The 26,728-nt window shown below is 40.0% G+C and carries 20 protein-coding genes and 2 pseudogenes; 14 read left to right on the top strand and 8 right to left on the bottom strand.

Annotated features, from left to right (window positions below):
• The first annotated feature begins 341 nt into the window (after nt 1-341).
• The 3 genes from AAC855_RS05285 to fliZ all read left to right on the top strand — a co-directional run bounded on the left by AAC855_RS05285 (nt 342) and on the right by fliZ (nt 2,938).
• Nucleotides 342-1,316 (top strand): flagellin N-terminal helical domain-containing protein, encoded by a 975-nt coding sequence (locus tag AAC855_RS05285; protein WP_340608589.1) that lies wholly within the window; start codon nt 342-344, stop codon nt 1,314-1,316.
• A 335-nt stretch (nt 1,317-1,651) separates the two neighbouring features.
• Nucleotides 1,652-2,374 (top strand): RNA polymerase sigma factor FliA, encoded by a 723-nt coding sequence (locus AAC855_RS05280; RefSeq protein ID WP_099108236.1) that lies wholly within the window; start codon nt 1,652-1,654, stop codon nt 2,372-2,374.
• A 51-nt stretch (nt 2,375-2,425) separates the two neighbouring features.
• On the top strand, nt 2,426-2,938 hold the full coding sequence (fliZ, locus tag AAC855_RS05275; RefSeq protein WP_086956345.1) for a flagella biosynthesis regulatory protein FliZ: 513 nt from the start codon (nt 2,426-2,428) through the stop codon (nt 2,936-2,938).
• A gap of 225 nt (nt 2,939-3,163) precedes the next feature.
• Here fliZ and putA read toward each other — a convergent pair whose 3' ends face one another.
• On the bottom strand, nt 3,164-7,144 hold the full coding sequence (gene putA / locus AAC855_RS05270; RefSeq protein ID WP_340608588.1) for a trifunctional transcriptional regulator/proline dehydrogenase/L-glutamate gamma-semialdehyde dehydrogenase: 3,981 nt from the start codon (nt 7,142-7,144) through the stop codon (nt 3,164-3,166).
• Between the two features lie 743 nt (nt 7,145-7,887).
• On the opposite strand from putA, the gene putP (AAC855_RS05265) reads away from it, so the two are divergent.
• Nucleotides 7,888-9,372 (top strand): sodium/proline symporter PutP, encoded by a 1,485-nt coding sequence (putP, locus tag AAC855_RS05265; protein WP_340608587.1) that lies wholly within the window; start codon nt 7,888-7,890, stop codon nt 9,370-9,372.
• A 197-nt stretch (nt 9,373-9,569) separates the two neighbouring features.
• A complete protein-coding gene (putP, locus tag AAC855_RS05260; protein WP_340608586.1) occupies nt 9,570-11,054 on the top strand; it encodes a sodium/proline symporter PutP in 1,485 nt (494 codons plus the stop codon).
• Between the two features lie 46 nt (nt 11,055-11,100).
• Here the strand turns inward: putP (AAC855_RS05260) and AAC855_RS05255 are convergent, their stop codons facing one another.
• Together AAC855_RS05255 and ghoS are read right to left on the bottom strand one after the other, a co-directional pair.
• The gene (locus AAC855_RS05255) at nt 11,101-11,745 is read right to left on the bottom strand and encodes a hypothetical protein (RefSeq protein WP_340608585.1); all 645 of its coding nucleotides are present in this window, start codon (nt 11,743-11,745) and stop codon (nt 11,101-11,103) included.
• A gap of 357 nt (nt 11,746-12,102) precedes the next feature.
• On the bottom strand, nt 12,103-12,411 hold the full coding sequence (ghoS, locus tag AAC855_RS05250; RefSeq protein ID WP_340608584.1) for a type V toxin-antitoxin system endoribonuclease antitoxin GhoS: 309 nt from the start codon (nt 12,409-12,411) through the stop codon (nt 12,103-12,105).
• A 336-nt stretch (nt 12,412-12,747) separates the two neighbouring features.
• Here ghoS and AAC855_RS05245 point away from each other — a divergent pair, with 336 nt between their 5' ends.
• The 3 genes and pseudogenes from AAC855_RS05245 to AAC855_RS05235 all read left to right on the top strand — a co-directional run bounded on the left by AAC855_RS05245 (nt 12,748) and on the right by AAC855_RS05235 (nt 15,374).
• Complete coding sequence (locus AAC855_RS05245; RefSeq protein WP_340608583.1) at nt 12,748-12,957, top strand: hypothetical protein; 210 nt, start codon at nt 12,748-12,750, stop codon at nt 12,955-12,957.
• Nucleotides 12,914-13,676 (top strand): annotated as a pseudogene (locus AAC855_RS05240) (IS630 family transposase); the annotation flags it as partial. The gene AAC855_RS05245 and the pseudogene AAC855_RS05240, both read left to right, overlap by 44 nt.
• Before the next feature lie 207 nt (nt 13,677-13,883).
• A complete protein-coding gene (locus tag AAC855_RS05235; RefSeq protein WP_340608582.1) occupies nt 13,884-15,374 on the top strand; it encodes a hypothetical protein in 1,491 nt (496 codons plus the stop codon).
• Nucleotides 15,375-15,712: 338 nt separating this feature from the next.
• Here AAC855_RS05235 and AAC855_RS21590 read toward each other — a convergent pair.
• From AAC855_RS21590 to AAC855_RS05220, 3 genes and pseudogenes are all read right to left on the bottom strand, one after another.
• Nucleotides 15,713-16,494 (bottom strand): annotated as a pseudogene (locus AAC855_RS21590) (transposase).
• A gap of 141 nt (nt 16,495-16,635) precedes the next feature.
• The gene (locus tag AAC855_RS05225; RefSeq protein ID WP_340608580.1) at nt 16,636-16,959 is read right to left on the bottom strand and encodes a phage holin, lambda family; all 324 of its coding nucleotides are present in this window, start codon (nt 16,957-16,959) and stop codon (nt 16,636-16,638) included.
• Nucleotides 16,960-17,138: 179 nt separating this feature from the next.
• The gene (locus AAC855_RS05220; protein ID WP_340608579.1) at nt 17,139-18,056 is read right to left on the bottom strand and encodes a DMT family transporter; all 918 of its coding nucleotides are present in this window, start codon (nt 18,054-18,056) and stop codon (nt 17,139-17,141) included.
• A gap of 129 nt (nt 18,057-18,185) precedes the next feature.
• Here AAC855_RS05220 and AAC855_RS05215 point away from each other — a divergent pair, with 129 nt between their 5' ends.
• Both AAC855_RS05215 and speD read left to right on the top strand, forming a co-directional pair.
• Nucleotides 18,186-19,088 (top strand): LysR family transcriptional regulator, encoded by a 903-nt coding sequence (locus tag AAC855_RS05215; RefSeq protein ID WP_340608578.1) that lies wholly within the window; start codon nt 18,186-18,188, stop codon nt 19,086-19,088.
• A 605-nt stretch (nt 19,089-19,693) separates the two neighbouring features.
• Entirely contained in the window at nt 19,694-21,199 is a 1,506-nt protein-coding gene (gene speD, locus AAC855_RS05210) for an adenosylmethionine decarboxylase (RefSeq protein ID WP_340608577.1), read from the top strand.
• 94 nt (nt 21,200-21,293) lie between these two features.
• Here the strand turns inward: speD and AAC855_RS05205 are convergent, their stop codons facing one another.
• Complete coding sequence (locus tag AAC855_RS05205) at nt 21,294-21,797, bottom strand: GNAT family N-acetyltransferase (protein ID WP_340608576.1); 504 nt, start codon at nt 21,795-21,797, stop codon at nt 21,294-21,296.
• A 119-nt stretch (nt 21,798-21,916) separates the two neighbouring features.
• Here AAC855_RS05205 and AAC855_RS05200 point away from each other — a divergent pair, with 119 nt between their 5' ends.
• The gene (locus tag AAC855_RS05200; RefSeq protein WP_340608575.1) at nt 21,917-22,096 is read left to right on the top strand and encodes a hypothetical protein; all 180 of its coding nucleotides are present in this window, start codon (nt 21,917-21,919) and stop codon (nt 22,094-22,096) included.
• Nucleotides 22,097-22,369: 273 nt separating this feature from the next.
• Here AAC855_RS05200 and cycA read toward each other — a convergent pair whose 3' ends face one another.
• Nucleotides 22,370-23,770: a D-serine/D-alanine/glycine transporter gene (gene cycA / locus AAC855_RS05195; protein WP_340608574.1), complete on the bottom strand. Its 1,401-nt coding sequence runs from the start codon at nt 23,768-23,770 to the stop codon at nt 22,370-22,372.
• 310 nt (nt 23,771-24,080) lie between these two features.
• Here cycA and AAC855_RS05190 point away from each other — a divergent pair, with 310 nt between their 5' ends.
• From AAC855_RS05190 to AAC855_RS05180, 3 genes are all read left to right on the top strand, one after another.
• Complete coding sequence (locus AAC855_RS05190; RefSeq protein WP_340608573.1) at nt 24,081-24,287, top strand: hypothetical protein; 207 nt, start codon at nt 24,081-24,083, stop codon at nt 24,285-24,287.
• 307 nt (nt 24,288-24,594) lie between these two features.
• Nucleotides 24,595-25,341: an OB-fold protein gene (locus AAC855_RS05185; protein WP_340608572.1), complete on the top strand. Its 747-nt coding sequence runs from the start codon at nt 24,595-24,597 to the stop codon at nt 25,339-25,341.
• 34 nt (nt 25,342-25,375) lie between these two features.
• Nucleotides 25,376-26,701 carry an AAA family ATPase gene (locus tag AAC855_RS05180; RefSeq protein WP_340608571.1) on the top strand — a complete coding sequence of 442 codons (1,326 nt, stop codon included), beginning with the start codon at nt 25,376-25,378 and terminating at the stop codon, nt 26,699-26,701.
• The last annotated feature ends 27 nt before the right edge of the window (nt 26,702-26,728 follow it).

Genomic DNA, 26,728 nt, shown 5'->3' with positions numbered 1-26,728 from the left:
CGTCTTTCAGGCTGTTTATTTATTGTTATTGGCTGCGCCCACTTACTCCAGTCACCGTTTTTATAAATATAGGGTTACCTATGCTCCTGGAGATTACTGAGAGACTCCTGCTTTTCTTCACCGTAGACCACCTTTGGCTTGGAAAATTCGTTTCTTTGCAGCCACGATGTGACTTGAAATCCATTGTAGATACAAGGAGTAAGAAAAAAATGAAAAACTTTTTTCAAGAAATATTAAAGGTTCTTTTTAAGTAGCCGATAAAATTGTTGGCGGTGATGAACACCGTGAGCAAACAGGCTCAGACTAATTATATCGACTTGATTTTAAAAAGGAACTCTACTATGGCATCAGTAATCAATACTAACTATTCATCTCTGCTGGCTCAAAACAACCTGACCAAATCTCAGGGTACTTTAGGTTCTGCGATTGAGCGTCTGTCCTCTGGTTTACGTATTAACAGCGCGAAGGATGATGCTGCTGGTCAAGCGATTGCTAACCGTTTCACTGCTAACGTTAAAGGTCTGACTCAGGCTTCCCGTAACGCAAACGACGGTATCTCCATTGCTCAGACTACCGAAGGTTCTCTGAACGAAATCAATAACAACCTGCAACGTATCCGCGAACTGAGCGTTCAGGCTACAAACGGTACTAACTCTGACAGCGACCTGAAATCCATTCAGGAAGAAGTGACTCAGCGTCTGGATGAAATCAATCGCATTTCTGAACAAACTCAGTTTAATGGTGTAAAAGTATTAAGCAAAGACACTACTCTGAAAATCCAGGTTGGTGCTAATGATGGTGAAACTATTGATGTTGAACTGAAAAAAATTGATAAAGGAACATTAGGTCTGGGAACTTTTAGTGTTGAAGCACCTAAATCTGAGGAAGTAAAAAAAGCTGAAGAAACACTAAAAGAAAAGAAAGAAGCGTTAAGCAAAATAGCAGCTGGCGACGACAATACTGAAGCAACAAAAGCGGTTAACAAAGCAAAAGAAGATCTTGAAACAGCAAAAAAAGATCACCCTGGTGTAAAAGATCCTGCTGCAAAACCTCTGAAAGCTCTAGATGACGCTTTGTCTCAAGTTGACAGCCTGCGCAGTTCACTGGGTGCAGTTCAAAACCGTCTGGAATCCACTGTTAACAACCTGAACAACACTGTTAACAACCTGAGCGCTGCTCGTAGCCGTATCGAAGACGCTGACTACGCGGTTGAAGTTTCTAACATGAGCCGTGGCCAGATCCTGCAACAGGCTGGTACTTCTGTTCTGGCTCAGGCGAACCAGGTTCCACAGACCGTTCTGTCTCTGCTGCGTTAATTTTTATTACTCAGCTAAAGGCTTATGCAGGGCAACCTGCATAGCCTCTGCTTATATGATAAGGATCGGCTTGCCGATCCTTATTTTTTAAGTGTTATTTATCAAAATACCCAATTGCTTTCGAGTTGCATCGCAAATGCAACCAAAAAAAGACGCAACGTGAAAGACGACGGGTATTGTCAGGGACAGCCTGAAACTTGCGACGAATTTAGGCGGACAACAAAAAATTTCGCATAGGTGAAAAAGAAGCGCTTTTACTTCATTGTTCAAACGATTGTACCCGTTAGGGGATTGGATAATGGTATCCAGTCTCTTATCCAAAGGTGTCTGTTGTTGTGAGCGATTTGTATACCGCCGAAGGCGTGATGGACAAAAATAGCCTCTGGAAGCGCTATGTACCACTGGTTCGCCATGAAGCACTGAGGCTACAGGTGAGGTTGCCTGCCAGTGTCGAGCTTGATGACCTGCTTCAGGCCGGTGGCATAGGGTTGCTGAACGCAGTGGAGCGTTACGATTCCCTACAGGGAACGGCGTTTACCACTTATGCAGTGCAGCGCATCAGAGGTGCAATGTTGGATGAGTTGAGGAGCCGTGATTGGGCGCCACGCAGTGTGCGACGCAATGCACGGGAAGTCACGCAAACCATCCGTAAACTTGAGCAAGAGTTAGGCCGTCCAGCCAGTGAGCAGGAAGTTGCTAAAGAATTAAAGATTAATCTGATAGAATATCGGCAAATACTGTTAGAAACCAATAACAGTCAGCTATTTTCTTATGACGAATGGCACGAAATTTATGGCGAAAGCTGTGAGCCAGTAATTGAGGAAGAGCATGAGACAAATCCTCTCCAACAGTTATTGGAAGGTGATCTCCGTCAGCGGGTTATCGATGTTATTGAGTCGTTACCTGAAAGGGAAAAAATGGTTCTGACGCTGTACTATCAGGAAGAACTGAATCTTAAAGAGATTGGCGCGGTGCTTAATGTGGGGGAATCTCGCGTGAGTCAGCTCCACAGCCAGGCAATAAAAAGGCTGCGGGCGCGTTTGAATCCAGAGAAGTAACTTTTTGCTTATTTGTTTTTTGTTAAGACTACACACAGGGCTTTATCTCTTATGTCTGTTACAACACAAAAGAAACGGCCTCTTAGCCGTTATATTAAGGACTATAAACATAGTCAGACTCATTGTCTGCATTGTCATAAGACTCTTGACCGTATTTCCCTTGTTTTTAACGGTCAGGTTATCAATAAAGAAGCAATTTCCGAGATGACCGAATTGGTTGATGACAAAACATGGAATGAGTTACAGGGTAAATTTGTAGCGCTGTGCCGCTTCTGTAGTGAAATTTATTGCAATAGCCAGACTGATTATTTCGACATTATGTCATTTAAACAGTATCTGTTTGAACAAACCGAGATGAGCCACAGCACAGTGCGTGAATACGTGGTTCGTCTGCGCAGATTGGATGAGTTACTGACCTCAGACAATTATCCTGAAGAAGAGTTTACACCAGAAAAAATTCAGGAAAAATTGAGTGAGAAGCTGTCTGAATCTGCCTTCAGTAATTACAATATCGCGCTGCGTAAATACGAACAATATCTGAGCTGGCAACAGAACGGGCATTGATTAATTCGGCAAAGGCATAGCGTCTGTTTGGCTGAACAATTTGGTCAATTATAGAGGGGAATGTACAAATAGTGCATTCCCCTTTATTTTTAATAAATCATGTTTTATATGTCTATTTGGTTATAAATATATAACCAAATAGAACTAAGCGGGTTATTTTAATCGTTTGATTTAATCAAATGATTATAAATAAATTGGCTAATCTATTTTTTTAATTCCGCTTTTTTAACCGATGGTCATTAAGCTGGCATTTCCTCCTGCCGCTGCGGTGTTAATACTCAATGAACGTTCATGCAGCAGTCGCTCCAGCAACAAATTAGTTTCGCCCCGGGCAAAACCCTGCACTGAAACAATCGGCCCTTTACGTTGTGCAACGGTTTCACATACCTGCCGTAACTGATCACAATCACCGTGATAAATAACCGCTTCCATAACCGTGTCTTCACTCTGCCAGTCATTCACTAAATAAATGGCGTGACGAACTTCTCTTGGTAACTGTTTCAGCAATTGTTGGTGAAGTTCATCTTTTTCCCAGACCGCCTGACAACCCACTGAAAGCACTGCGGCTAACTGAATCAGCGTATCCTGTTCATTATCCGCAAGACAGAGAACCTGCCCGCGTGGCAACAGGGTATAGGTATTACGCTCGCCCGTTGGCCCCGGTAATAGGCGTGTTGTCCCGCCCTGAGCCAGTAAAGCGTATTCCTGAATGATGTGGTTCAGTTCCGAGTGGTTATTTGATGTAGCCCATTCAGCCAGTTTGTTGAAAGGAGAGTGCAGGGCAGTGCGGATGGTAGCATCCAGCGGATATTCCTCATCCTGACGCGCTAATGCCTGAGTTGCACCATTAACCGGGCGCTGGGACAAGAGGCGATAAAGATAGAGCGGCCCACCGGCTTTAGGCCCGGTGCCGGATAATCCTTCACCACCGAATGGTTGTACACCAACAACGGCACCGACCATATTACGGTTAACATATAAATTACCGACTTTTGCCTTACCAGTGACCTGAGAGATGGTTTCATCAATACGGGTGTGAACGCCTAATGTTAACCCATAGCCGGAAGCGTTAATCTGATCAAGCAGTTGATCCAACTCGTCCCGCTTGAAACGGACAACGTGCAGAACCGGGCCGAAAATCTCTTTTTTCAGCTCATCAAAACTTTCCAGCTCAATCAGTGTGGGTTTGACGAACATTCCCTGTGGCCATTCCTGACTGTCTGCCGCATTTTCATGTGTGGCCTGATAAACGGTTCTGCCCTTAGTACGCATAGTCTGAATATGGCGCTCGATATTCGCTTTTGCTTCCGCATCAATCACCGGGCCGATATCGGTGAACAGGTGCTCAGGATTCCCCATCCGGCATTCCGCCATTGCGCCTTTCAGCATGGTGAGTGTTCTGTCTGCGACATCATCCTGTATACACAGAATACGCAGGGCAGAGCAGCGCTGGCCCGCACTGTCAAAAGCAGAGGCAACCACATCAGTGACAACCTGCTCAGTCAGGGCGGAGGAGTCGACAATCATCGCATTCATCCCGCCGGTTTCTGCGATCAATGGCGTCGGGCGGCCCTGAGCATCAAGGCGTCCGGCAATATTACGCTGCAACAGGCTGGCAACTTCGGTGGAACCGGTGAACATTACGCCACGCACCCGTTCATCGCCTACCAGCATTGAACCGACAGTTTCCCCTTGCCCCGGCAATAATTGCAGTACTTCGCGTGGAATGCCTGCCTGATGCAGCATTTTAACGGCGACCGCGGCGATCAGCGGTGTCTGTTCTGCCGGTTTCGCCAGAACGCTGTTACCGGCCGCTAATGCAGCAGCAATCTGACCAGTGAAAATGGCCAGCGGGAAGTTCCACGGGCTGATACAGACCACAGGCCCAAGCGGACGATGGGTATCGTTGGCGAAATCCTGACGCACTTGATCGGCGTAATAGTAGAGGAAATCCACCGCTTCACGAACTTCAGCAATGGCATTGTTGAACGTTTTACCAGCTTCACGAACCAGAATGCCGAGCAGGGATTGCAGGTTATCTTCCATTAATTCCGCAGCGCGTACCAAAATAGCTGCACGTTCTGACGGTGGCGTGGCAAACCAGATAGTTTCAGCATTGGTAGCGACTTCCAGCGCGTGGCTGACTTCCTGTTCCGTGGTTTCCCGCACATAGCCGACGATATCAGAAGATTTGGCCGGATTATTGACCGGGCTGGCAACCGGTAGTGTTTCAGTATGAGTATAATCACCACCCAATAACGGTTCGCTGTTCCATATTTCCATGGAAGAACTCAACAATGCGCTGGAAAGAGAAGCCAAACGGTGCTCATTGGAAAGATCTAATCCTGATGAATTGACACGGTTTTTACCGTATAAGTCAATGGGTAATGGGATTTTCGGATGAGGCAGGCCGATTTGCCCTTCAGTTTTAGCCAGCTCCTGAACGACTTTTACCGGATCGGCAACCAATTCATCAATCGGTAGGTTGGTATCAGCGATACGGTTAACGAACGAGGTATTCGCTCCATTTTCCAACAGGCGTCGAACCAGATAGGCCAGTAAAGTTTCATGAGTTCCGACCGGTGCATAGATCCGACACGGACGATTCAGTTTGCCGTCCGCAATTTTACCGACCACCTGTTCATAAAGCGGTTCACCCATTCCGTGCAGACACTGGAATTCATACTGCCCCGGATAGTAATTCTGCCCCGCGATATGGTAAATGGCAGACAGAGTATGGGCGTTATGAGTCGCAAACTGAGGGTAAATCAGATTAGGTACAGATAACAATTTACGGGCGCAGGCAATGTAAGAAACATCGGTATACACTTTGCGGGTATAAACCGGATAGCCTTCCAGACCGTCAATCTGGGCGCGTTTGATTTCGCTATCCCAATAGGCCCCTTTTACCAGACGGATCATCAATCTGTGGCGGCTGCGCTGGGCTAAATCAATAATGCTGTCAATGACGAAAGGACAGCGTTTCTGGTAGGCCTGAATAACAAAACCAATCCCATTCCAGCCTTCCAATTGAGGTTCAAAGCAGAGTTTTTCCAGTAAGTCGAGGGAAATTTCCAGCCTATCGGCTTCTTCTGCATCAATATTGATACCGATATCATACTGGCGCGCCTGTAAAGTCAGGCTAAGCAGGCGAGGGTAGAGCTCGGTTATCACACGCTCATACTGGGCGCGGCTATAGCGGGGATGCAGGGCGGAAAGTTTGATAGAAATACCCGGCCCTTCATAAATGCCCCGACCGTTCGATGCCTTACCAATCGCGTGAATGGCCTGCTGATAAGAGACCATATAAGCCTGTGCATCTTCTTCAGTCAGTGCCGCTTCACCGAGCATGTCATAGGAGTAACGGAAACCTTTCTCTTCCAGCTTGCGGGCGTTGGCAAGGGCCTGAGCAATCGTTTCGCCTGTGACGAATTGCTCTCCCATCAGGCGCATTGCCATATCTACACCTTTGCGCACCAACGGTTCACCACTCTTGCCGATGATCCGGGTCAGCGATTTGGATAATTTGGCTTCGTTATGAGTAGAAACTAATTTACCGGTAAACAACAATCCCCATGTCGCAGCATTGACGAACATGGACGGGCTTTGCCCCAGATGGGAGTGCCAATTACCATTACTGATTTTGTCGCGGATGAGTGCATCGCGGGTTGCTTTATCAGGAATGCGCAGCAGGGCTTCGGCAAGGCACATCAGCGCGACACCTTCCTGTGAAGAGAGTGAAAATTCTTGTAGTAGCCCCTGAACCAGACCAGCGCGACCAATACCCTGTTTTTGCTGGCGTAATTTCTCTGCGATGGAATAGGCGAGTTTATGTGCCGCTTTGGATTGTTCTTCTGGTAATTGAGCTTGTTCGAGTAACATCGGAACAGCCTGTGTTTCAGGTACCCGATATGCCGCAGTAATTGCAGAACGTTTCACCGATTGGGGTAAAATGTGCTCGGCAAAGTCCAGAAACGGCTGATAACGGGCTTCAATCGGTGATTCTTCTTCGGAAATCTTTTCTTCTTTGTTATCCTGAGCGGCTGATATTTCCGGGATCTTTTCCTCATTTTCAAGACGTTCGAGATAATTAAAAATGGCTTGCTTAATCAGCCAGTGTGGTGTGCGTTCAATTCGTTGTGCAGCAGCTTTGATGCGATTACGCGTTGCTTCATCGAGCTTAACGCCCATAGTGGTACTACCCATTCTCACTCCTTAATAGGAAGACTAATCAAGTTACGGGACAATATCTGCCATGTTGCAACTTTGTGCAACTTTGTTAAAAGCCATTATTCAGAATTTGTGAAATTAATCTGATTTTGAACATATAATTTGTGGGTTAAGATTATTAATCTATTATCTATATGATAGATAAGTATTTATTTTCATTTGGCTGCATTGGGTTTTTTATAGAAGGTGTAACTTTATGGGTGATAAATGTGACTTGGTGAGCGTTTCTTGTAAAAAATGCAGTTAATCAGTTGTTAAAAATGTTTTGGCTAATTTAGGATAGAAAGTGATTTTTAAATAATTACAAATATAAATTATACATATCGGAACAACGCCACCTTCAGGTGAAATAATCTTCAGGTACAACTCTGGCATACCCTGTTAACTTCGAGTTGCATACAGCCAGCAAAAAGGCAGTCTGAAAGCAAGAGGGGTAAGACCTGACAACAGAGCACCTTGTCCTGAGAGAGATATTGCGCTGAAAGAAGTGGGAAATCTATACCCAATGGATTTCAAATTGCATCGCGGCGGCAAGGGAGTAAATCCCCGGGAGCATAGATAACCGTCTGTTTATAAAAACGGTGACTGGGGTGAGCGAGCGCAGCCAACAAAGAGGCAGTTTGAAAGACGACGGGTGTAAGTACAGAACACATCACTGACGCAAATCAAATAGTCTGAATAAACAGGATTTGCAAAAAATACTATGGAGAAGAACCTGCATGACAGTAAATTCACCAATGCTAATTACCTTCATTGTCTATATAGCCGGGATGCTACTGATAGGCTTCATGGCTTACCGTGCCACCAAGAATTTCGATGACTATATTCTGGGTGGCCGGCGATTAGGCAGTGTAGTAACAGCACTATCTGCTGGCGCTTCTGATATGAGTGGCTGGTTATTAATGGGATTGCCGGGTGCAATTTTTTTATCCGGTGTATCAGAAATCTGGATCGCGTTGGGCCTATTACTGGGGGCCTATCTGAACTGGCGGTGGGTCGCAGGCCGATTACGCGTTCATACAGAAATCAATAATAATGCTCTGACTTTACCGGATTATTTCACTAACCGCTTTGATGATAGCAGTAAAATTCTCCGTATTATCTCTGCCGTTGTGATCCTGATTTTCTTTACTATCTATTGTGCCTCTGGGGTAGTAGCGGGTGGATTGCTGTTTGAAAATACATTTGGCATCAGTTACGAACATGCTATCTGGCTGGGTGCGTTAGCTACGATTGCTTACACTTTCCTCGGCGGATTCTTGGCGGTGAGCTGGACTGATACCGTGCAAGCGACCTTAATGATTTTTGCTTTGATTCTGGTGCCTGTGTTGATTTTGCTCAATGTGGGCGGCGTGGATAAAGCGATTACCATTATTGAGGCGAAAAATCCTGTCTATATGGATATATTTAAGAACCTGAATTTTGTCGCCATCATCTCACTGTTGGGGTGGGGGTTAGGTTACTTTGGTCAGCCGCATATTCTGGCTCGTTTTATGGCGGCAGATTCTCATCAGACTATCCATAAAGCGCGTCGCATCAGTATGACGTGGATGTTTTTATGTCTTGCGGGTACGTCTGCGGTGGGGTTCTTTGGGATTGCGTATTTTTCAATCCATGCGGATCAGGCTGGCCCGGTATTACAAAACCATGAGCGTATTTTCATGGAGCTGGGCATACTATTATTCAATCCGTGGATCACAGGCATTTTACTGTCTGCGGTTTTGGCGGCGGTCATGAGTACACTGAGCTGCCAGTTGCTGGTGTGTTCTAGTGCACTGACAGAAGATTTTTATAAAGCCTTTATCCGGACGAAAGCCAGCCAGAAAGAACTGGTATGGGTCGGACGAATGATGGTGTTGTTGGTCGCGGCCGTTGCCATTGTGATTGCAACTAACCCAAACAATAAAGTACTGGCCTTGGTCAGTAATGCTTGGGCGGGTTTTGGTGCAGCATTCGGCCCGGTTATTCTGATTTCGGTGATTTGGCAACGCATGACACGTAATGGCGCATTAGCGGGTATGCTCGTGGGGGCAGTGACGGTGTTGGTATGGATGAAGTTTCAGTGGTTCGGTCTGTATGAAATTATCCCCGGGTTTATTCTGGCTTCGCTTGCCATTGTGGTAGTGAGCCTGTTGGGCAAAGTACCAAATAAGACGATCCAGCAGCGTTTTGTCGAAGCGGAAGCTCAGTATAATACTAAATAAACATGTATTCAGAGCCTCTGAAATAGCAGAGGCTCACTTCTCATCCTGATCTATTCTCAATTACCATCATTACTTACCTTTACACACAATCTTCAGGCATTACTCTGATACATCCAATAAATTCCCAGTTGCATACAGCCAGCAAAAGGCAGCCTGAATAAACAGGGTTTGCAAAAATACTATGGAGAAGAACCTGCATGACAGTAAATTCACCAATGCTAATTACCTTCATTATCTATATGGCCGGGATGCTGCTGATAGGCTTTATGGCTTACCGTGCCACTAAAAATTTTGACGATTATATTCTGGGTGGACGGCGATTAGGCAGTGTAGTAACTGCATTATCTGCTGGCGCTTCTGGCATGAGTGGCTGGTTATTTATGGGGCTACCGGGTGCGATTTTTTTATCCGGTGTATCAGAAAGCTGGATCATGTTGGGCTTATTACTGGGAGCCTATCTGAACTGGCGGTGGGTCGCAGGCCGATTACGCGTTCATACAGAAATCAATAATAATGCACTGACTTTACCGGATTATTTCACCAACCGCTTTGATGATAACAGTAAAATTCTCCGTATTATCTCAGCCGTTGTGATCCTGATTTTCTTTACTATCTACTGTGCCTCAGGGGTAGTAGCGGGTGGATTGCTGTTTGAAAACACATTTGGCATCAGCTACGGGCACGCTATCTGGTTAGGGGCGTTAGCCACGGTTGCCTACACTTTTCTCGGCGGCTTTTTGGCGGTGAGCTGGACTGATACCGTGCAAGCGACCTTAATGATTTTTGCTTTGATTCTGGTACCTGTGTTGATTTTGCTCAATGTGGGCGGCGTGGATAAAGCGATTACCATTATTGAGGCGAAAAATCCTGTCTATATGGATATATTTAAGAACCTGAATTTTGTCGCCATCATATCGCTGTTGGGGTGGGGGTTAGGTTACTGCGGCCAGCCTCATATTCTGGCTCGTTTTATGGCGGCAGATTCTCATCAGACTATCCATAAAGCGCGTCGCATCAGTATGACGTGGATGTTTTTATGTCTTGCGGGTACATCTGCGGTAGGCTTCTTTGGGATTGCGTATTTCTCAATCCATGCGGATCAGGCTGGCCCGGTATTACAAAACCATGAGCGTATTTTCATGGAGCTGGGCATACTATTATTCAATCCGTGGATCACAGGCATTTTACTGTCTGCGGTTTTGGCGGCGGTCATGAGTACACTGAGTTGCCAGTTGTTGGTGTGTTCCAGTGCACTGACAGAAGATTTTTATAAAGCCTTTATCCGGACGAAAGCCAGCCAGAAAGAACTGGTATGGGTCGGACGAATGATGGTGTTGTTGGTCGCGGCTGTTGCCATTGTGATTGCAACTAACCCAAACAATAAAGTACTGGCCTTGGTCAGTAATGCCTGGGCGGGTTTTGGCGCAGCATTCGGCCCGGTTATTCTGATTTCAGTGATTTGGCAGCGCATGACACGTAATGGCGCATTAGCGGGTATGCTCGTGGGGGCAGTGACAGTGTTGGTATGGATGAAGTTTCAGTGGTTCGGTCTGTATGAAATCATCCCCGGGTTTATTCTGGCTTCGCTTGCCATTGTGGTAGTGAGCCTGTTGGGCAAAGCACCAAATAAGACGATCCAGCAGCGTTTTGTCGAAGCCGAAGCTCAGTATAAAACTAAATAAGCCTATATTCAGAGCCTCTGAAATAGCAGAGGCTCATTTATAATAATTAATACCAACATGTCCATTGACTGGGATCTCCTGCATCTTCAAGTTTTGTCCCTTCTGGCGGTTGAAGAAGAGTAATAGTCCATCCTTGATCTGAATCCTCAAAATCACCGAGTTGATTATTATACACATCGTTGAGAGAATGGATTGTTATTGGTTCCGAATTAAAATAAGCACGTATATAATTTGGTGGGGGCGCTCCATCGGTTTTTTCACTTATTTCATTCAGACGTGCAGGGCAATATTGCTTAGAATAAAAAATTTTCCAAAAATACCCAGATATGATAGTGGGGGAGACTTCCATCATTCCTATACGGCTAGACCATAGTAGTTTTCCATCTTGAGTAATGAATTTAAAACCTGTTATTTTTGCAGAATGAAAGCAGCTGAGAGAATTTTTATCTTCCCAAGTGAAAGTTCCTTTCTTTCCCGGCTCCACTGTTGTCACTACGGGGGTGCCTTCTGTTGGTTGATATGTACAAACAGAATAGACAGATGGTGCATAGACTGTGATTGTATAATTTGTTCTATTATCAATAGTTACTGGGTGATACCCAGAGGAGAATGCGGAAATTGATGTTGCAATAAGTAATATCATAATAATAGAATTAAACATTCTATGATAAGTTAACTTTATAATTTTCATAACCGCTCCTTGTTCATTAATGAGCAAACGTTCCATTAGCTAATGTTAGGGTGTTTTTTTAGTATACTATTAAATAATAGTCTATGTTTTTTGGTTTTTCTAATTATTAATGTTTAATAAAAATTATATTAATTCGTCTTATTTTTCATGATAAATGAAAATGAGTTATTATTTTCAATTTATTGTTTTTGCAGAGAATGTTTTTTAGGGGTATTTTGTTTTTATTTTTTTTAGCGTTGTTTTCTACTGTATGGAAATAGATAGATGATAGTGAATATAAAAAAATATCAATTTTCTGTAATAAAATGATTCTCCAGCCAATCGGTTGACTGGAGAATTCAATTTCCTAATTTTTAATTAGGATTCAGATGCAGATGCATTGATGGATGCAGGATAAAGATATGCAGACCATTCATTATATTGGCAAACAAATATTGATGGATTTCTTGCTGAAAGTGGAGAGGCTAACTTATAAACTTTATCTCTTATTTCAGCAGCAGTATTTAATGACTTGCCAACAAAAGTGCCGGCAGGCAAGGCCATTATATTACCATTCTGAAATACAACATTTTTATGAAAATCAATTATTTTCAGCGACTCGTTAAGCGCATTGATTTCTCTTGAACCTGCACCGTAAATTTCAACGCGAATTAAATAATTAGCCATGGGTAACCTCTCTTTTATTTAAGTTTTTTATTAAAATGACTCGTTTTTTATGGGTACAGAATGCTATGAAATATATCCAATCTCTTTCCGAGGTTGGTATGCCGGAGAATTTAGCAGGTATTAATGATGTTACGCCATATCATTAAATCACAGTTATTTGATGAAATGTTTTTAGAGAGTGGTGAATATAATATTTATTATCAGATCTACTATTTAATAGCTCTACAAATATGCAGAGCTTTATATATTTGACTATGGGGAACCTCTAAAAACTTTTTATCGCCGCCTAACCGAGTAAGATACACATAGAACACATTTTTGTAAGGTAATGCCATCATGATCCTACCTCGCTCTGCTTTGAAAAAAGACAAGTTGGCGGCCGAGTATCATCGGCAGAAAATAGATGAATTAGGCAACCCACTATTTTTGCTTGATAAATATGTCAATTTGTCGGCACTCGCGGAGGTGGTTGACTGTGCGATGCCCCGCATTGTTTCTCCTAAAGGGGGACGCCCGCCGACTCATGGCACTCTTAATGTTACATGAAGGTCAGACCGTTTCTCATATCGCTAGGAGCCTTCATTACTCACGTTCTTCCGTCCATCGTTGGATAAATTGGTTAATATTATATGGGTTGGAAGGGTTAAAAAGCTTACCAAGAGGAAGGCCTGCTCGATGGAATTCAGCTCCGATTTTTAGCTTGCTGTCATTCTTATTATCACACTCCCCGCAAGATTTTGGCTGTTTGTGTTCACGTTGGAGTATTAAACTTATCACTCATATAATCAATAAATTATTAGGTTTTTCACTGTCCAAAAGGACAACAAAAACGCGTGATGGTGCTGGGGAAAAATCAAAAACACTACCTTGCAGGTTGCCTTGAGGTACGAACAAGTCAAGTGGCCTATGTCTGTGGTATAAAGAAAAACTCTGATCTATTTATCAATATGTTATATAAAATTAATCGTCAGTATCGCCAAGCCAAAAGTCTCACATTAATTTTGGATAATTATGGTATTCACAAAAGCCAGAAAGTCAGGGAATGGCTAAAACAACATCCTAAATTTAACCTGTTATTTTTACCGATTTATTCGCCAAGGCTAAATAAGATTGAACGTCTGTGGCAATCTTTGCATGAAACCGTCACACGGAATCATTGCTGTCGGTATATGTGGCAACTCTTAGCGTGCGTTGAAGAATTTATGACTACCTTTTCATTAGGGTTACAGTCGGGGGTGATAAAAATGAGTGTATCGTTATTATGAAAGCTTGTTTATATGATTGTGGAAATATTAAATATATTTTAACAGTTGTATAAATAATAATTTCTATTAGAGCTTTAATGAAAATTATTATTTATTTTTATAATAAGACCCTTTATAAAGCATATAAATAATAAAAGTTTTTTATTGTTTATATATAGATTAATTCAAATAATAATTGTTGCTTATTAAAATCTAAGGAATAATATTATGGCTGATAATTTATCTATTGATTTTAAAGGTGCTGATGTTTTTCAAGGGTCAAATCTTATTATAATAGCCACTTATACCGGAGATTCTTCACATAAAGTACTTAAAACCAGTAATATTATACTTGAAAATAATCCACGAAATGAAAATATATCGATAAAAACTTACGAAGATACTAATAGAAAAATAAATATTGATGATACTAATAATAAGATGGTGGTTCCTTTTATTATTGAAATAAAAAATTGCGCAGACACATCTGATATAAAATTAAAGTTTTCAACTACTATTGTGGGATCCTCTGTTAAAAATGTTACCTATAAACAATATTCATTAGTAGATGGTAGTATAGATATAAGTTCATTAGAGCCTTTAGCTATAGGGAGCACTGTTGTTAATGATCTTAATCCAGTAAAATATCCACAAAATCCAAATAAAGAACATCCAAAATTAAATATAGTAATATATCCAAGAACTAGCACTAATAAATTGTTACCCTATTGTCAAATTCCATTACATGTAGAAGGTATACAATATACTCGTTTGTATAACGGTACCACAGAAATTTTTCCGTTCAATAATAATATGTATTATGTTAATACTGATAGTTCTGGAAATCTCGATATCAATTTTTATGCGCAAAGTCTAACCGATACATATGCTGCAGAAGTGATCATTTCTAATACGATGTATGATGGTAATTTTCCTTCACAAAAAAATGCATTATTTTTTACAAAAAATATAATACCTTCGGATAATTTAGATAATCCTTCAATTACTAATATAAGTGGAGACGAGGTACCTCCCCCTTCAAATCAAAACGATTTGTTTTTTGAAGTTACACTACCTCAATCAGCTCAACTAAATATATTAGATACTATTTATATTATGAGTGATGTAGATATTAAAACACCTACAGTATGCATATCTGATATGTATACTGAAAATAAAAAATTTAATGTTCCTTATAAAATATTCACTCCTTTTCAATTAAATATATTATATTACTATGTTTTTACTGCCAGACAAGATATTTTTAGATCAAAAAATTTAATTTTTAGAGTGGGTGGGGATTCTAATACCTATGTTCCACCAAACGGAAATCTTAGAATGCCCACAATTAACAATTATTTAGGAAATCCAGTTGATCAATTTTTTACTTTTGGTATAGGTAATCTTGGAACGGGAATAACTTGTGTTATTCCCGTTGGTACTAGGAATTCACCTCAAATAAATGATATGGTTACTTGTATTTTAACAATTATTACCTATGATTCAGATGGAATTTTACAGCCTCTTGTTACGACAATAGGTAATTCTCAACAAGTAAAAAATGTGACTCCAATTACATTTACTATTGATAGCTCTCTTTTAAAAGGTTTTGGTATAGACTATACTGATAATCCAACATCTTTTTACATTAATTATTTAGTTAATCAAAGAAAATATTCGCAAAGCTGGGAAGGATATCTAGATACGGTTGAATTATAGTCTAAATCAATATAATTCATAAGTATTATTATTTAAATTTATAAATGGGAATAATACTCTATCTTTGGGAGTATAACTAATGATTATATCTAAAGATAAGTTACTTAAAAACCAGATTACCTCAAAGAGATTATAATACTGGAGTTCTTGATGTTAGTTTAAAACAAAATGATTGCGTGTTAGTTATTGTTGATCGCTTTGGTGGCGAAAGCCCTAATCAAGATATAACTTATAGGGAACCTCTAAAAACTCGCCCATGAAAAAATAAGGTCAATTTTGTCCCCAACCGTAATAAAGTTGACCTTATTGAGTGTGATTCTTTCTGACTTTTTTAAAGATTAAAAGGCATGAATCTCCGATTTTCCAAAATAAACCAAACACTGTAAATCATAGCAGGTTGCCATTAAGGTCATCCTGAGATTGGCACGCCATTGACCATTTCAGATAGTCTTGTTCCTTCAGCACCTGCTCACGCTGATGGCTGGCATACTCCTTGTCAGCATAAATATCCCGACTCGTATTGGCCTGTCCAAAACGGCTTCAAAATATGGCTGTCATGGACAGAGGCAGTTCCTATGGCGCTCTGACGAATGACTTTGTACTTTGCATCGACATTAAGCGTGAGTTTGTAGCCAAAATAACTTTTTCCGTGTTTTTTCGTCCAGGTAGCACCCGTCTCTTTCTGGTGTCGTTTGTTTTTCGTCCAGTTATCCGGGGTTTTACCCTAACGGATCTGTTCATTCTCTTCTTTTTCTTTCTTATTATGTTGTTTAGGAACCGGTATCAACGTGGCATCGATGCTTTAACCGCCAGGGGAAATGAATCCCTGTGCGGAGAAGAGTTGATGTTTGGCTTCTTCAAACAAGGCATTGGCCCCTTCCTGTCTGAGCCGTTTTTCAAAACACCAAATTGTGTTGCGGTCCAGAATATTAATATTAATGGCTTCAGTCAAACGACAAAATCGTTGCCAGCTCATTCGGTCAATTAGTTGATATTACATCTTTTCATCGGAAAGGTGATGGAAATGTTTCAGAATAATGACGCGAACCATCACCTCCGTGGGTGCCGACAAGTTGACATATTTATCAAACAAAAGGAGTGGGGTGCCTAATTTATCTATTTTCTGCCGATGTTACTCGGCCGCCAATTTGTCTTTTTTCAAAGCAGAACGAGATACGATCATGATGGCGTTACCTTACAAAAATGTGTTCTATTTGTATCTTACTCGGTTAGGCGGCGATGAAAAGTTTTTAGAGGTTCGCTACTTATGAGACTTTTCCTCCAGACGTTGCTCAATAGCGCGTATCACAAATTCGCGTAATTTCTCCACACCAAGAAAACCCACAGCGCCGCCAAGAGCTGGAGATACGCTGACAGGAATACCAATCAACTCTAGCCCGCTGGAGAATCCCCATGAAAGTGCTCCACAGAGAAGAGGCTCAGCCCAGCGGTTTTTTCGTTCCACACCATCATAAATCAGCCGCCCATAACAGATCATGATAGCCAGCAATGCACCAGATATCTGTGGCCAGGCATTTCTCAGGTAGTACATAAGGTCAATCCATAATTCAGGATATTCTTGCATTATTTGCCCCGTAATTTATTTCCGGTGGTTCAATCACAATGCCTGAATTAAAATTAACTGGGCAGAGATTGGATTCCGGTGTTCAGTGATAGGTTACATATTTCCATAATAGCGTTAGCATCGGATATCCACATTTTTATAAAGTTGTACCTTGCATAATACGAGTTTCATAGTGAATTTTATTGTGAATTTCTCCCTGATATCTTACTGATACCCTGCCCAATCAGTACACCAATAATAGTGAGTGTACTACCGGTAAGTTGGGTTAGACTGGGGCAGTCGCCTACAATAGCTTGTATTACTAATGCAAAGACAGGAACAAAATTAAAAAATATTGCTGTTTTACCTGCGCCACGAATAGCAATTGCCATGTTCCAGAAGAGATAAGCAACAACAGAACCCGCAATCCCCATATAAAAATCAGCCAAATGACTTTCAAATGGTGCTGATAATAGTGTTGAAACAGGTGATTCAACAGAAACCGCAATGATCGACAATATTATTGTGCCAAAAAACATCGTCCAGCCAGTGGTTTCCAGAGGTGTTGATTCTTTAATAAATGTGCGGGCCCCAATGGTATAAATTGCCCAGCCCAAAGAACCCAAAAAGATAATTAACTCTCCGGTATTAATATGAATTGTGCTATCCAACATAGGCTGCCCATTGGTAACTACTAAGGCCACACCAAACAAACTGAGCATCATTCCGATGATACGTAATCTATCAGGAGAACGGCGATGAATGATAGCTTCTAAAATATTGGCAGTGACAGGTGTTGTTGCCATTATTAATGCAGCACTAACAGGGTTTGCATATTGGAGACCAACAAATAATGCACCATTGAATCCTGCAACTCCAATTCCACCGAGGAAAATAAAAGCAAGCCAGTTTTTTTTGAAGACTCTGATGTTAAATTTTTTCTTGGACAACATCAGGAGGAAAATAAATAAGACAGAAAAAGCGAAGCGTTCAGCAGAAGCTGTCCATGGAGGCAAATTCATCAGGGCAATCTTTGTTACCTGAAAATTTGAACCCCAAAAGAATGCTGCAATTAATGTCAGGACAATCGCTAATTGTGGTGTATTTCGTATAAGCATATTATTGACTCGATTAATCTTCATGAAATCAAACGGATTGTTTTTTTATCAGAATGATTGTGGCATAGTCGAAAAAAAAGATATTTAGATATAAATAGAAAGTAATTTTCCAAAAATGGAAGTCATAATATGCAATCACTTATTTGGGATGATATTCGTGTATTTCTGGCAGTGGCTCAAACTGGAACTATCAGTAATGCAGCCAGCCTTCTTGGCGTTGGTATTGCAACAGTGTCCAGAAAAATTGAAAGGCTGGAAGCAACATTTGGCATGCCTCTGTTCTTTCGCCACCAGACTGGCTACCAGTTAACAGAAGATGGAAGGGGGCTGTTGGAAAAAGCAGAAGCAATGGAAACCGCAGCAAACTCATTTTTGACAGAAGTTGATATACGTACAAAAATCACCGGCAAAGTGCGTCTTGCGACAACAGAAATGCTGGCTAGTGATTTAATTATTCCTAATCTGCCAGTTTTACAGAAAAAATACCCGGATTTAGCACTGGAAATTATTACTGATGCACGTACTGTCAACCTCCATCGTCGAGATGCTGATTTAGCCCTTCGCCTTATCAGGCCGGAACAGGGACATGTTACTATCCGTCAGATTGGAATGCTGGGTTTTGGGTTATATGGAAGTAAACAATACTGCGAAAATAACCCCTCTAAGATATCTGATGAAGCCTATAGTCATGCTCATTTTATTGGTTGGACTGATGAGTGCCAGCAACTTCCAATGTACAAATGGATGGAGAAAACCCTGAATGGCCGCCCGCTTTCTATAGCGACAACGTCACTCTCAGCACAGGTTTCGGCAGTCAAAGCAGGTTTGGGATTGGCAATTCTTCCTCACTTTATTGCTGATACTGCTGATCTTATTTGCCTTTCTCCTGATCTGGGATTAGATCAGCCTCTTTGGCTTGTTATTCAGGCGGATTTGGCATATTCGCTGAAAATAAGGAAGGTGGTAGACTTTCTTACAGAAGTTGTCTCTCAAAATTTGAAGCAACTATCCAGCCAGATAATAAAAGCATAGTAATAATATTAAGTGGTTTTTTTAGAATAAAGGATAATATAACTTCGCTTCCAAACAATATATCAAATTTATATATATGCTGGTTGACTTAGGCTTGTAGTCTTCTGTTTGAATTGCTATGCAACAACAGTTGCTAGCATACATTCTCACTCAGCAATGTAACGACGGGGTTCATATGGCTTTCATAGCCGTACATAATGATAGTGCAATTTAGAGAGGTAAAATGTGATTTTTTTAATTAAAGATATAACGACTGTTTATAGATATAGGTTGGTCATGTTATAAATAACTTATGCTTATTTGTTGTTTTTTCCAAGATTTAAATCTGTAATTAATCTATTTTATCCGTAATAAATGTCATTTCCACTGTTTTTAATAAAGATAATATTTTTTATTTTAAATAAAGTGATTATACCATTGAGTTGTAATCACTTAACGGAAATTTTTTTATCCATTTTTGGTAAATATTCTTATTGCAAAGTTAAATTATTTAACATAAATTTCTAGCGAATTATAATATTGATGTTGCTAATGACTTAATTAATAGGTGATCATTTTTATTATATTATTGATATGAAGGACTGAAAACCATATAAGAGATTAAAATGAATATACTCTGTACTGTAAAAAATAATATGAAGTTAGAACAACCTATTGAAGTACTGGAAAAATTACTTTCTTATTTATATTTGGATGATAGCGTATCAAATAAAGAATTATCATTGAAAATCGGGTTGCCTATTCCTCTCGTATCTGCATTTAAAAAAGAATTGATAAAATTAAATTTTGCAGAAAATAAAGGGGTCTTTAAACTAAAATCAGAGGGGGTCAAATATATTCAGGATGAACTTAATTATAAACTGGTTGATTCTGAATTATATAATTCACTTTCCTCAGAAGAGGAGTGTGAAAGATTTAAAGATGATTTAGCCAGTTTATTGGCTCCTATATATGATAGTCGACCTCGCGTTAATGTATTGTTGGATCAGGCTCATGCTACTTTGGATACATCGGTACGCAGGGTAATGCTGCTACTCAAAAATCCGATAATATTTAAGCAAAAGATTCTTTTTTTAGGTGATGATGATTTAACATCTATAGCTTTAATGATGGCATTCAAAAAGCTGGGCCATCATGATAATAAAAATATTCATGTTAAAGATATTGATGAAGAGCTGTTGAAATTTATTGGGTATGTATCAGCGAAAAATAATTTTACGATTAATACTGAGTATTTAAATCTGAAAGAATCAAATAAATACGCCAGAATATTTGATGTAATTTTAACAGATCCACCCTATACACTTAGCGGATTAAAGCTATTTTTGTCAAGGGCGATTAGCTTTTCTAAAAATGAAGGGAGTGAGATATTATTATCATTTGGACAAAAGAAGCCTAAAGAAAATCAGGAAGTTCAAAAACTTTTTAGCGATCAGAATCTTTTTATCAAAAGAATCTATCCACAATTTAATACATATTATGGCGGGAGTATTATAGGTAATATCAGTGACTTATATAGTCTTTCCATTACAAAAGACACATATCCAATCATTTCAGGTAATATTGATTACTCAAATAAAATATATACTGGAGAAATTAATCCACGTATAAAATTCTATCAATGTAAATCGTGTAATAACCGACTTACGATTGGGTATGGAAAAGATATATTAACCATAGAGCAGCTAATAGAAACAGGTTGTAACAAGTGTAGCGGAACCAAATTTCAATATCAGGGGCAAGAAAAAATCCATTTGCCTGCTGATACAAGACAGTTTGGCACTCATATCATCATAGAAATGAAAAACTGTGAAAGTGAAAAATTGAAATCTATATCAACGATTAAGAGTATGATGGTTGATATTTCTCATAAGTGTGAATTTGATATTATTAATTACCATTTTCATCAATCGGAGTCACATGGTATCAGTGGGGCAATGATATCGGCAGGATCACATTTTGCTATCCATACATGGCCAGAATATAGTTATGCTGCACTTGATTTATTAATCTATAGTGATTTTAGGCATCAGGGTATTCTTATAGATCAGTTACAGAGCCAATTAAACTCACAGGAGTATGAGTGTAAAATATTGCAACGAGGTTTTTAATATAGTGCATGTCTGGCGGATAAATAATCTGGCCAGACATATAGAAAATAAAATATTTTTTAAAGAAAATAGCTATTCTAGTTCTAATGAAATTTTATAAACCCTGTTCATTTATTAAAGACATATCCATAACATCACAATACCGCCCCTGTTTAAGGGCTGCTTTACGTTGAATGCCTTCCATTTCAAAGCCAAACTTAGTATAAAGAGCTATTGCCTTTTCATTATCGGTGAAGACTTCCAGATCAATTCTAATGCAACCAAGCCAATTGAAAACATAGTCAATGGCAAACTCCATCATTGCTGAGCCGATACCTCGGCCTGAATAATCGTGATCAATACCAATACTGAGGCTGATAACATGTTTTCGCCTTGGGTTAGGATAACTATATAACCCCAGAGTACCAACAACTTTACGGTCTATTTCTGCCACGAAGTCGAATACCCCTTGGGTTCTATTATTTTTAAGACGCTCGCGCCACATTTCAAGAGATGGGCATGGGCGTTGTAATGTATAGAGATAAACATCGGGATGGCCATAAATTCGTTGAAAATGCTCAGCATCTTCAGTTTCAGCAGATCTAATTTTAGTTTTCATATATTCCTCTCCTGAATTTGACTTTACAATAATTACCCGATAAAACATTAAATGTAAATATAATGTTTGAAAAATAAATAATACTGTCTTTCCTTAATTATTAGAGTTTAAGGATATCAATGAATCAGGAAAATTTGGCTATTCTCGCAATAATAAAAAGACTTGAAATCAGCCTGCATGGGGAAAAAAGATATGATATCGAATGGTTACATCGCATCCTACATGATGATTTTCTGGAAATAGGGAAGTCTGGTTATCTTTATACGAAGAAAATTGTGTTGGAATCTTCAAAGAAATAAATATTATTTCTCAAATTTTTTCGGAAGATTTTAATATGCGGATTTTGGATAAAAATATTGTCTTGCTTACCTATAAATCTTACGAAGTGAATAAAAGAGGGCGGTCATATAACGAAGCATTGCGCTCCTCAATCTGGCAGCTATCAACATCAGGTGTATGGCAACTCAGATTCCATCAGGGGACAAAAATGGCGGATTATCAATAGAATCCATAAAAATGGCCCGGATCCCGGGCCATTCTATTATGCATAGATTTTTATCATTCTTCTCTTATCAGAGGTGGGTTTTGCGCCTTTTCACAACTTGATACCCGATCATTAAAATAATGAACCAGGCTGGAGTCGCAATTAATGCTTGTCTGGTGTCTGCCTGTAAAGACAGCAAGACTATGACAAATGCAAAAAAAGCCAGACAAACCCATGACATCACGATACCAAACGGCATTTTGTAAACAGATGCTTTATGCAGTTCAGGGCGATGCTTCCGATAGGCCAGATAGGAGCACAAAATCATACTCCAGATAAACATGAACAAAATGGCAGATATCGTTGTTACCAATGTAAAAACACGCATTACATCAGGAATAAAATAGATCAGAATAACGCCGCAAGAGAGGCATAAACAGGTAAAAATCAAACCTGATGCAGGAACTGAACGGCGGGAAAGTTGGCTGAACTGTTTTGGTGCATTTCTTTCTTTAGCTAAACCAAATAACATCCGGCTGGTAGAGAAAACCCCACTGTTTGCTGAAGATGCAGCAGAAGTCAGTACGACGAAATTCACAATACTGGCAGCAGCAGGTAACCCGATCAGAACAAACAGTTCTACAAAGGGGCTTTTATCCGCCACGATTGCCCGCCATGGTGTAACTGACATAATAACAATCAATGCGAGTACGTAGAATGTGATAATCCGGACAGGAATGGCATTAATTGCTTTCGGCAGCGATTTCATCGGGTTTTTGGTTTCTGCCGCTGCCGTTCCGACTAATTCAATCCCAACAAAAGCAAATATTGCGATTTGAAAGCCGGCAAAGAATCCGCTTAGCCCCATAGGGAACATGCCTCCGTCGCCCCAGACATTAGAAAGGGAAGCAACATGCCCTGCAGGGGACTGGAAATGACTACCAATTAACACGCCACCAATCACAATTAAGGCAACAATGGCAACAATTTTGATCATCGCAAACCAAAATTCCAATTCACCAAATAATTTGACTGTTGCGAGATTCAAAGTCAGTAAAATCAAAACGCATAAAAGAGAAGTTGCCCATTCAGGGAAACCAGGTGCCCAATACCCAACATAAGAGGTGATGGCAACAACATCAGCAATACCGGTAATCACCCAGCAGAACCAATAAGTCCAGCCCACAAAAAAGCCGGCCCATGGCCCCAGGAGGTCAGCTGCAAAGTCACTGAATGATTTATAATGCAAATTGGAAAGCAATAGCTCTCCCATTGCCCGCATCACGAAAAACAGCATAAACCCGATGATCATATAAACGAAAATGATCGATGGCCCGGCAAGGGAAATTGTTTTACCTGACCCCATAAACAGGCCGGTTCCAATAGCGCCCCCGATAGCAATAAGCTGTATATGTCGGTTAGTCAGGCTTCGCTGAAGATGCGAGCCTTCAGTTTCAGATGGGTGTGTGGGTTGTATATTTTCTTCCATAGTTGTATCCAATTTATTCTCACAGCATGGCCTTAATACCCTCAGGCTGTGTTTAAGACGCCATTGTGACATAGACAACTACATTATTAACAGAAGGAATTTACACGAAAAACCAATAGAACGTATTTTGAGCTAAATATTGATGGTTCTGTTTACTCATAGTAATCCTTACTTGACAAATTCATCATTCTGGAATTCAGATATAAATATTGTTAGATGAAATTTAAAGCAGGCTATTAATTAATCATATGGAAAAAGGAAAATACCTAATGTAGCGTATAGAAGGTAATATAAAATAGGAAAATAAATCATGAGCAAATATATTGTTGTTTATAATGGCCTTAATAATGTTGATGTGGTCTTAGTTAGAACTCAAATTGCTATAGATATTGATATGACTAAGAACTCAGCTGCTCAATTTTTAACGCTCTTGGAAGATAATGCACTTGTTCATGCGCAGGAGTTGGATGGTAATGTAACAAGAATATCGGTTATTGGTATTTATACTTTGTCATAAATAAATATTAAAAATAGAACAGGCATCGCATATAACTTATCCTGCATATTTTTAAACAATCTTAAAAATAGATAATGAATTCATTATTAGACCAGTAATTCAGATTGTTAATAGTAAAACTCACCGTGCTGAAATTTCAATCATCTTGGATAAGAGTGATAAATTATATTGTTACGTTATTGTTTAATGATAATAACTGGTAATATTTTACATTGACTATTATTCAGAGTAATGTGAATGAAACTCATCAGTGAATGGATTCTTTAAATGTGGACGTTTTGTTGGTTTTAAACTTAGGTTATTGATTATGATTAGAAAACTAGTGCTATTGATTGTTGCGGTGGCTTCGATGTTATTTTGGCAAATTGCGGTGGCAAGCAGTGAGATTATTCCTTTTACTGAAAATGATGCTAAATTTGCAAAATCGCTTGTTGATAATGATGTCAAAATGTTTTTTTCGGGTAAAAAAAAATCTAGTGATTATGGGTATACTCGTATAACTGCAAAGGATTTATACAGAAGGTACTCTGAAAATGAAGTCAAAGCAAATAATGATTTAAAATATAAAAAAGTTATCGTTTTCGGGATCATTAAAAGTATAAGTAATTATACTTCGGATGGTAAAGTCTTCATTGCATTAAGTGCCGGTGGTTTTTTGGATACTGTGCATGCAGCACTGAGTAATGATTTTCAGGATTATGCGTTAACATTACATAAAGGACAAAAAATTACTTTAGCTTGTGAAGTTGCCGGAACTGCCGTTGGTGAGCCTTTTTTAAATAATTGCATATCAGAAAATAAAGCAAAAGAACAAGTTGCTAAGTCTATTATATCCCAGATTAATAGCGTGGTTAGTGGAGATAATAATGAATCTAATAAAGTAGGAATTAATATAGTTGCATTAACAAAGTTAGTTGATCTATCAACTAATAATTTCTCTATTTGTAAAAAAATAGATATCTCTTGCTTAAATAAATCGAAAAGCTCAGAGTGGAAAAAATACGTGGAAAAAAACAGAGATCAAATAGAGCGTTATAAAGAAATGTTAGAATAATAAATATCGCAATAAAATAATTAGGCTGATAACAATGCTTTCAGGTGACTCTAGCATTGAACTCTTTTTTCTGTTAAAAATGGTTGCCATTTATATTTTTTTGGATAAGGATAGCCCCCACATAGATATCATTATTTCCATTGGTTTGATGATTGCTGAAAATAAACATGATGATCAGGAAGATATTAATTTTATGATATCGGTATTAGCTATCAATAATTACCGTTCTATCCGTGACCTTCGTATTACTCTTGCTCCTCTTAATGTGATTACCGGCGCAAACGGTAGCGGTAAATCTAATTTATACCGGGCATTACGTTTGTTATCTGAAACAGCACAGGGTGGTGTTGTGAATTCTCTGGCGCTGGAAGGTGGGCTTGATTCTGCATTTTGGGCCGGGCCGGAAAATTTTTCTGGTACGGTACGTGCAGGGCATGTGCCAGTACAGGGAAGGGTTAGAAAAGAAGTAAAGCGGTTACGCCTTGGGTTTGCTACAGATTCATTCGGTTATTCCATCTCCCTTGGTTTGCCTCATCCGTCAAGCTCTGCTTTTGCGTTAGATCCAGAAATTAAACAGGAATGTATTTGGGGAGGAGGGCGTTATCATCCGGCTGGCGTATTGGTAGAACGAAAAGGGGCAATCAGCCGTGTTCGTGATGGGCGAAAATGGCAAATTACTTCGGAGCATATTAATAGTTTTATCAGTATGTTTGATCAGCTTTCTGATCCTTCAATGGCTCCGGAAGTTTTTCATATGCGTGAATTTATTCGTGGCTGGCGTTTCTATGATCATTTCCGCACAGATAGTGATGCTCCTGCCCGCAAGGCTCAGATTGGAACCCGTACACCGGTATTGCATCATGATGGACGGGATTTGGCTGCTGCGTTACAAACTATACGCGAAATTGGTGATGCACAATTGTTGGATGAATCGGTTAATGATGCTTTTCAGGGAGCTTCTGTGGCAATCTCTCGTTCCAAAGAAGGGCTGTTTACATTACAGTTTCACCAGCATGGCTTAATGCGCGCTCTTTCCGGTGCTGAATTATCCGACGGAACGCTGCGCTATCTGCTGTGGATTGCGGCATTGCTGACGCCACGCCCACCATCAATGATGATACTAAACGAGCCAGAAACCAGCCTGCACCCAGAGCTTTTACCGTCATTGGCTAAGTTGATTATAAAAGCCTCTGAACTGACTCAGGTTTGGGTTGTTTCGCATTCTCCAGTGTTGATTTCAGCACTACAGCATTCTTCGCTTTGTCAGACGATTCAACTTGAAAAGCAATTAGGTGAAACTCATATCATTGGTAGGAATATACTGGAAGAGCCATCATGGCACTGGCCGGATAGGAATTAAGATACCTATCGCCTTTCTGGTTGTTTC

The organism is Xenorhabdus bharatensis, from assembly GCF_037996705.1.
Lineage (GTDB): Bacteria > Pseudomonadota > Gammaproteobacteria > Enterobacterales > Enterobacteriaceae > Xenorhabdus > Xenorhabdus bharatensis.
This window is presented reverse-complemented; position numbering and strand designations above follow the sequence as displayed.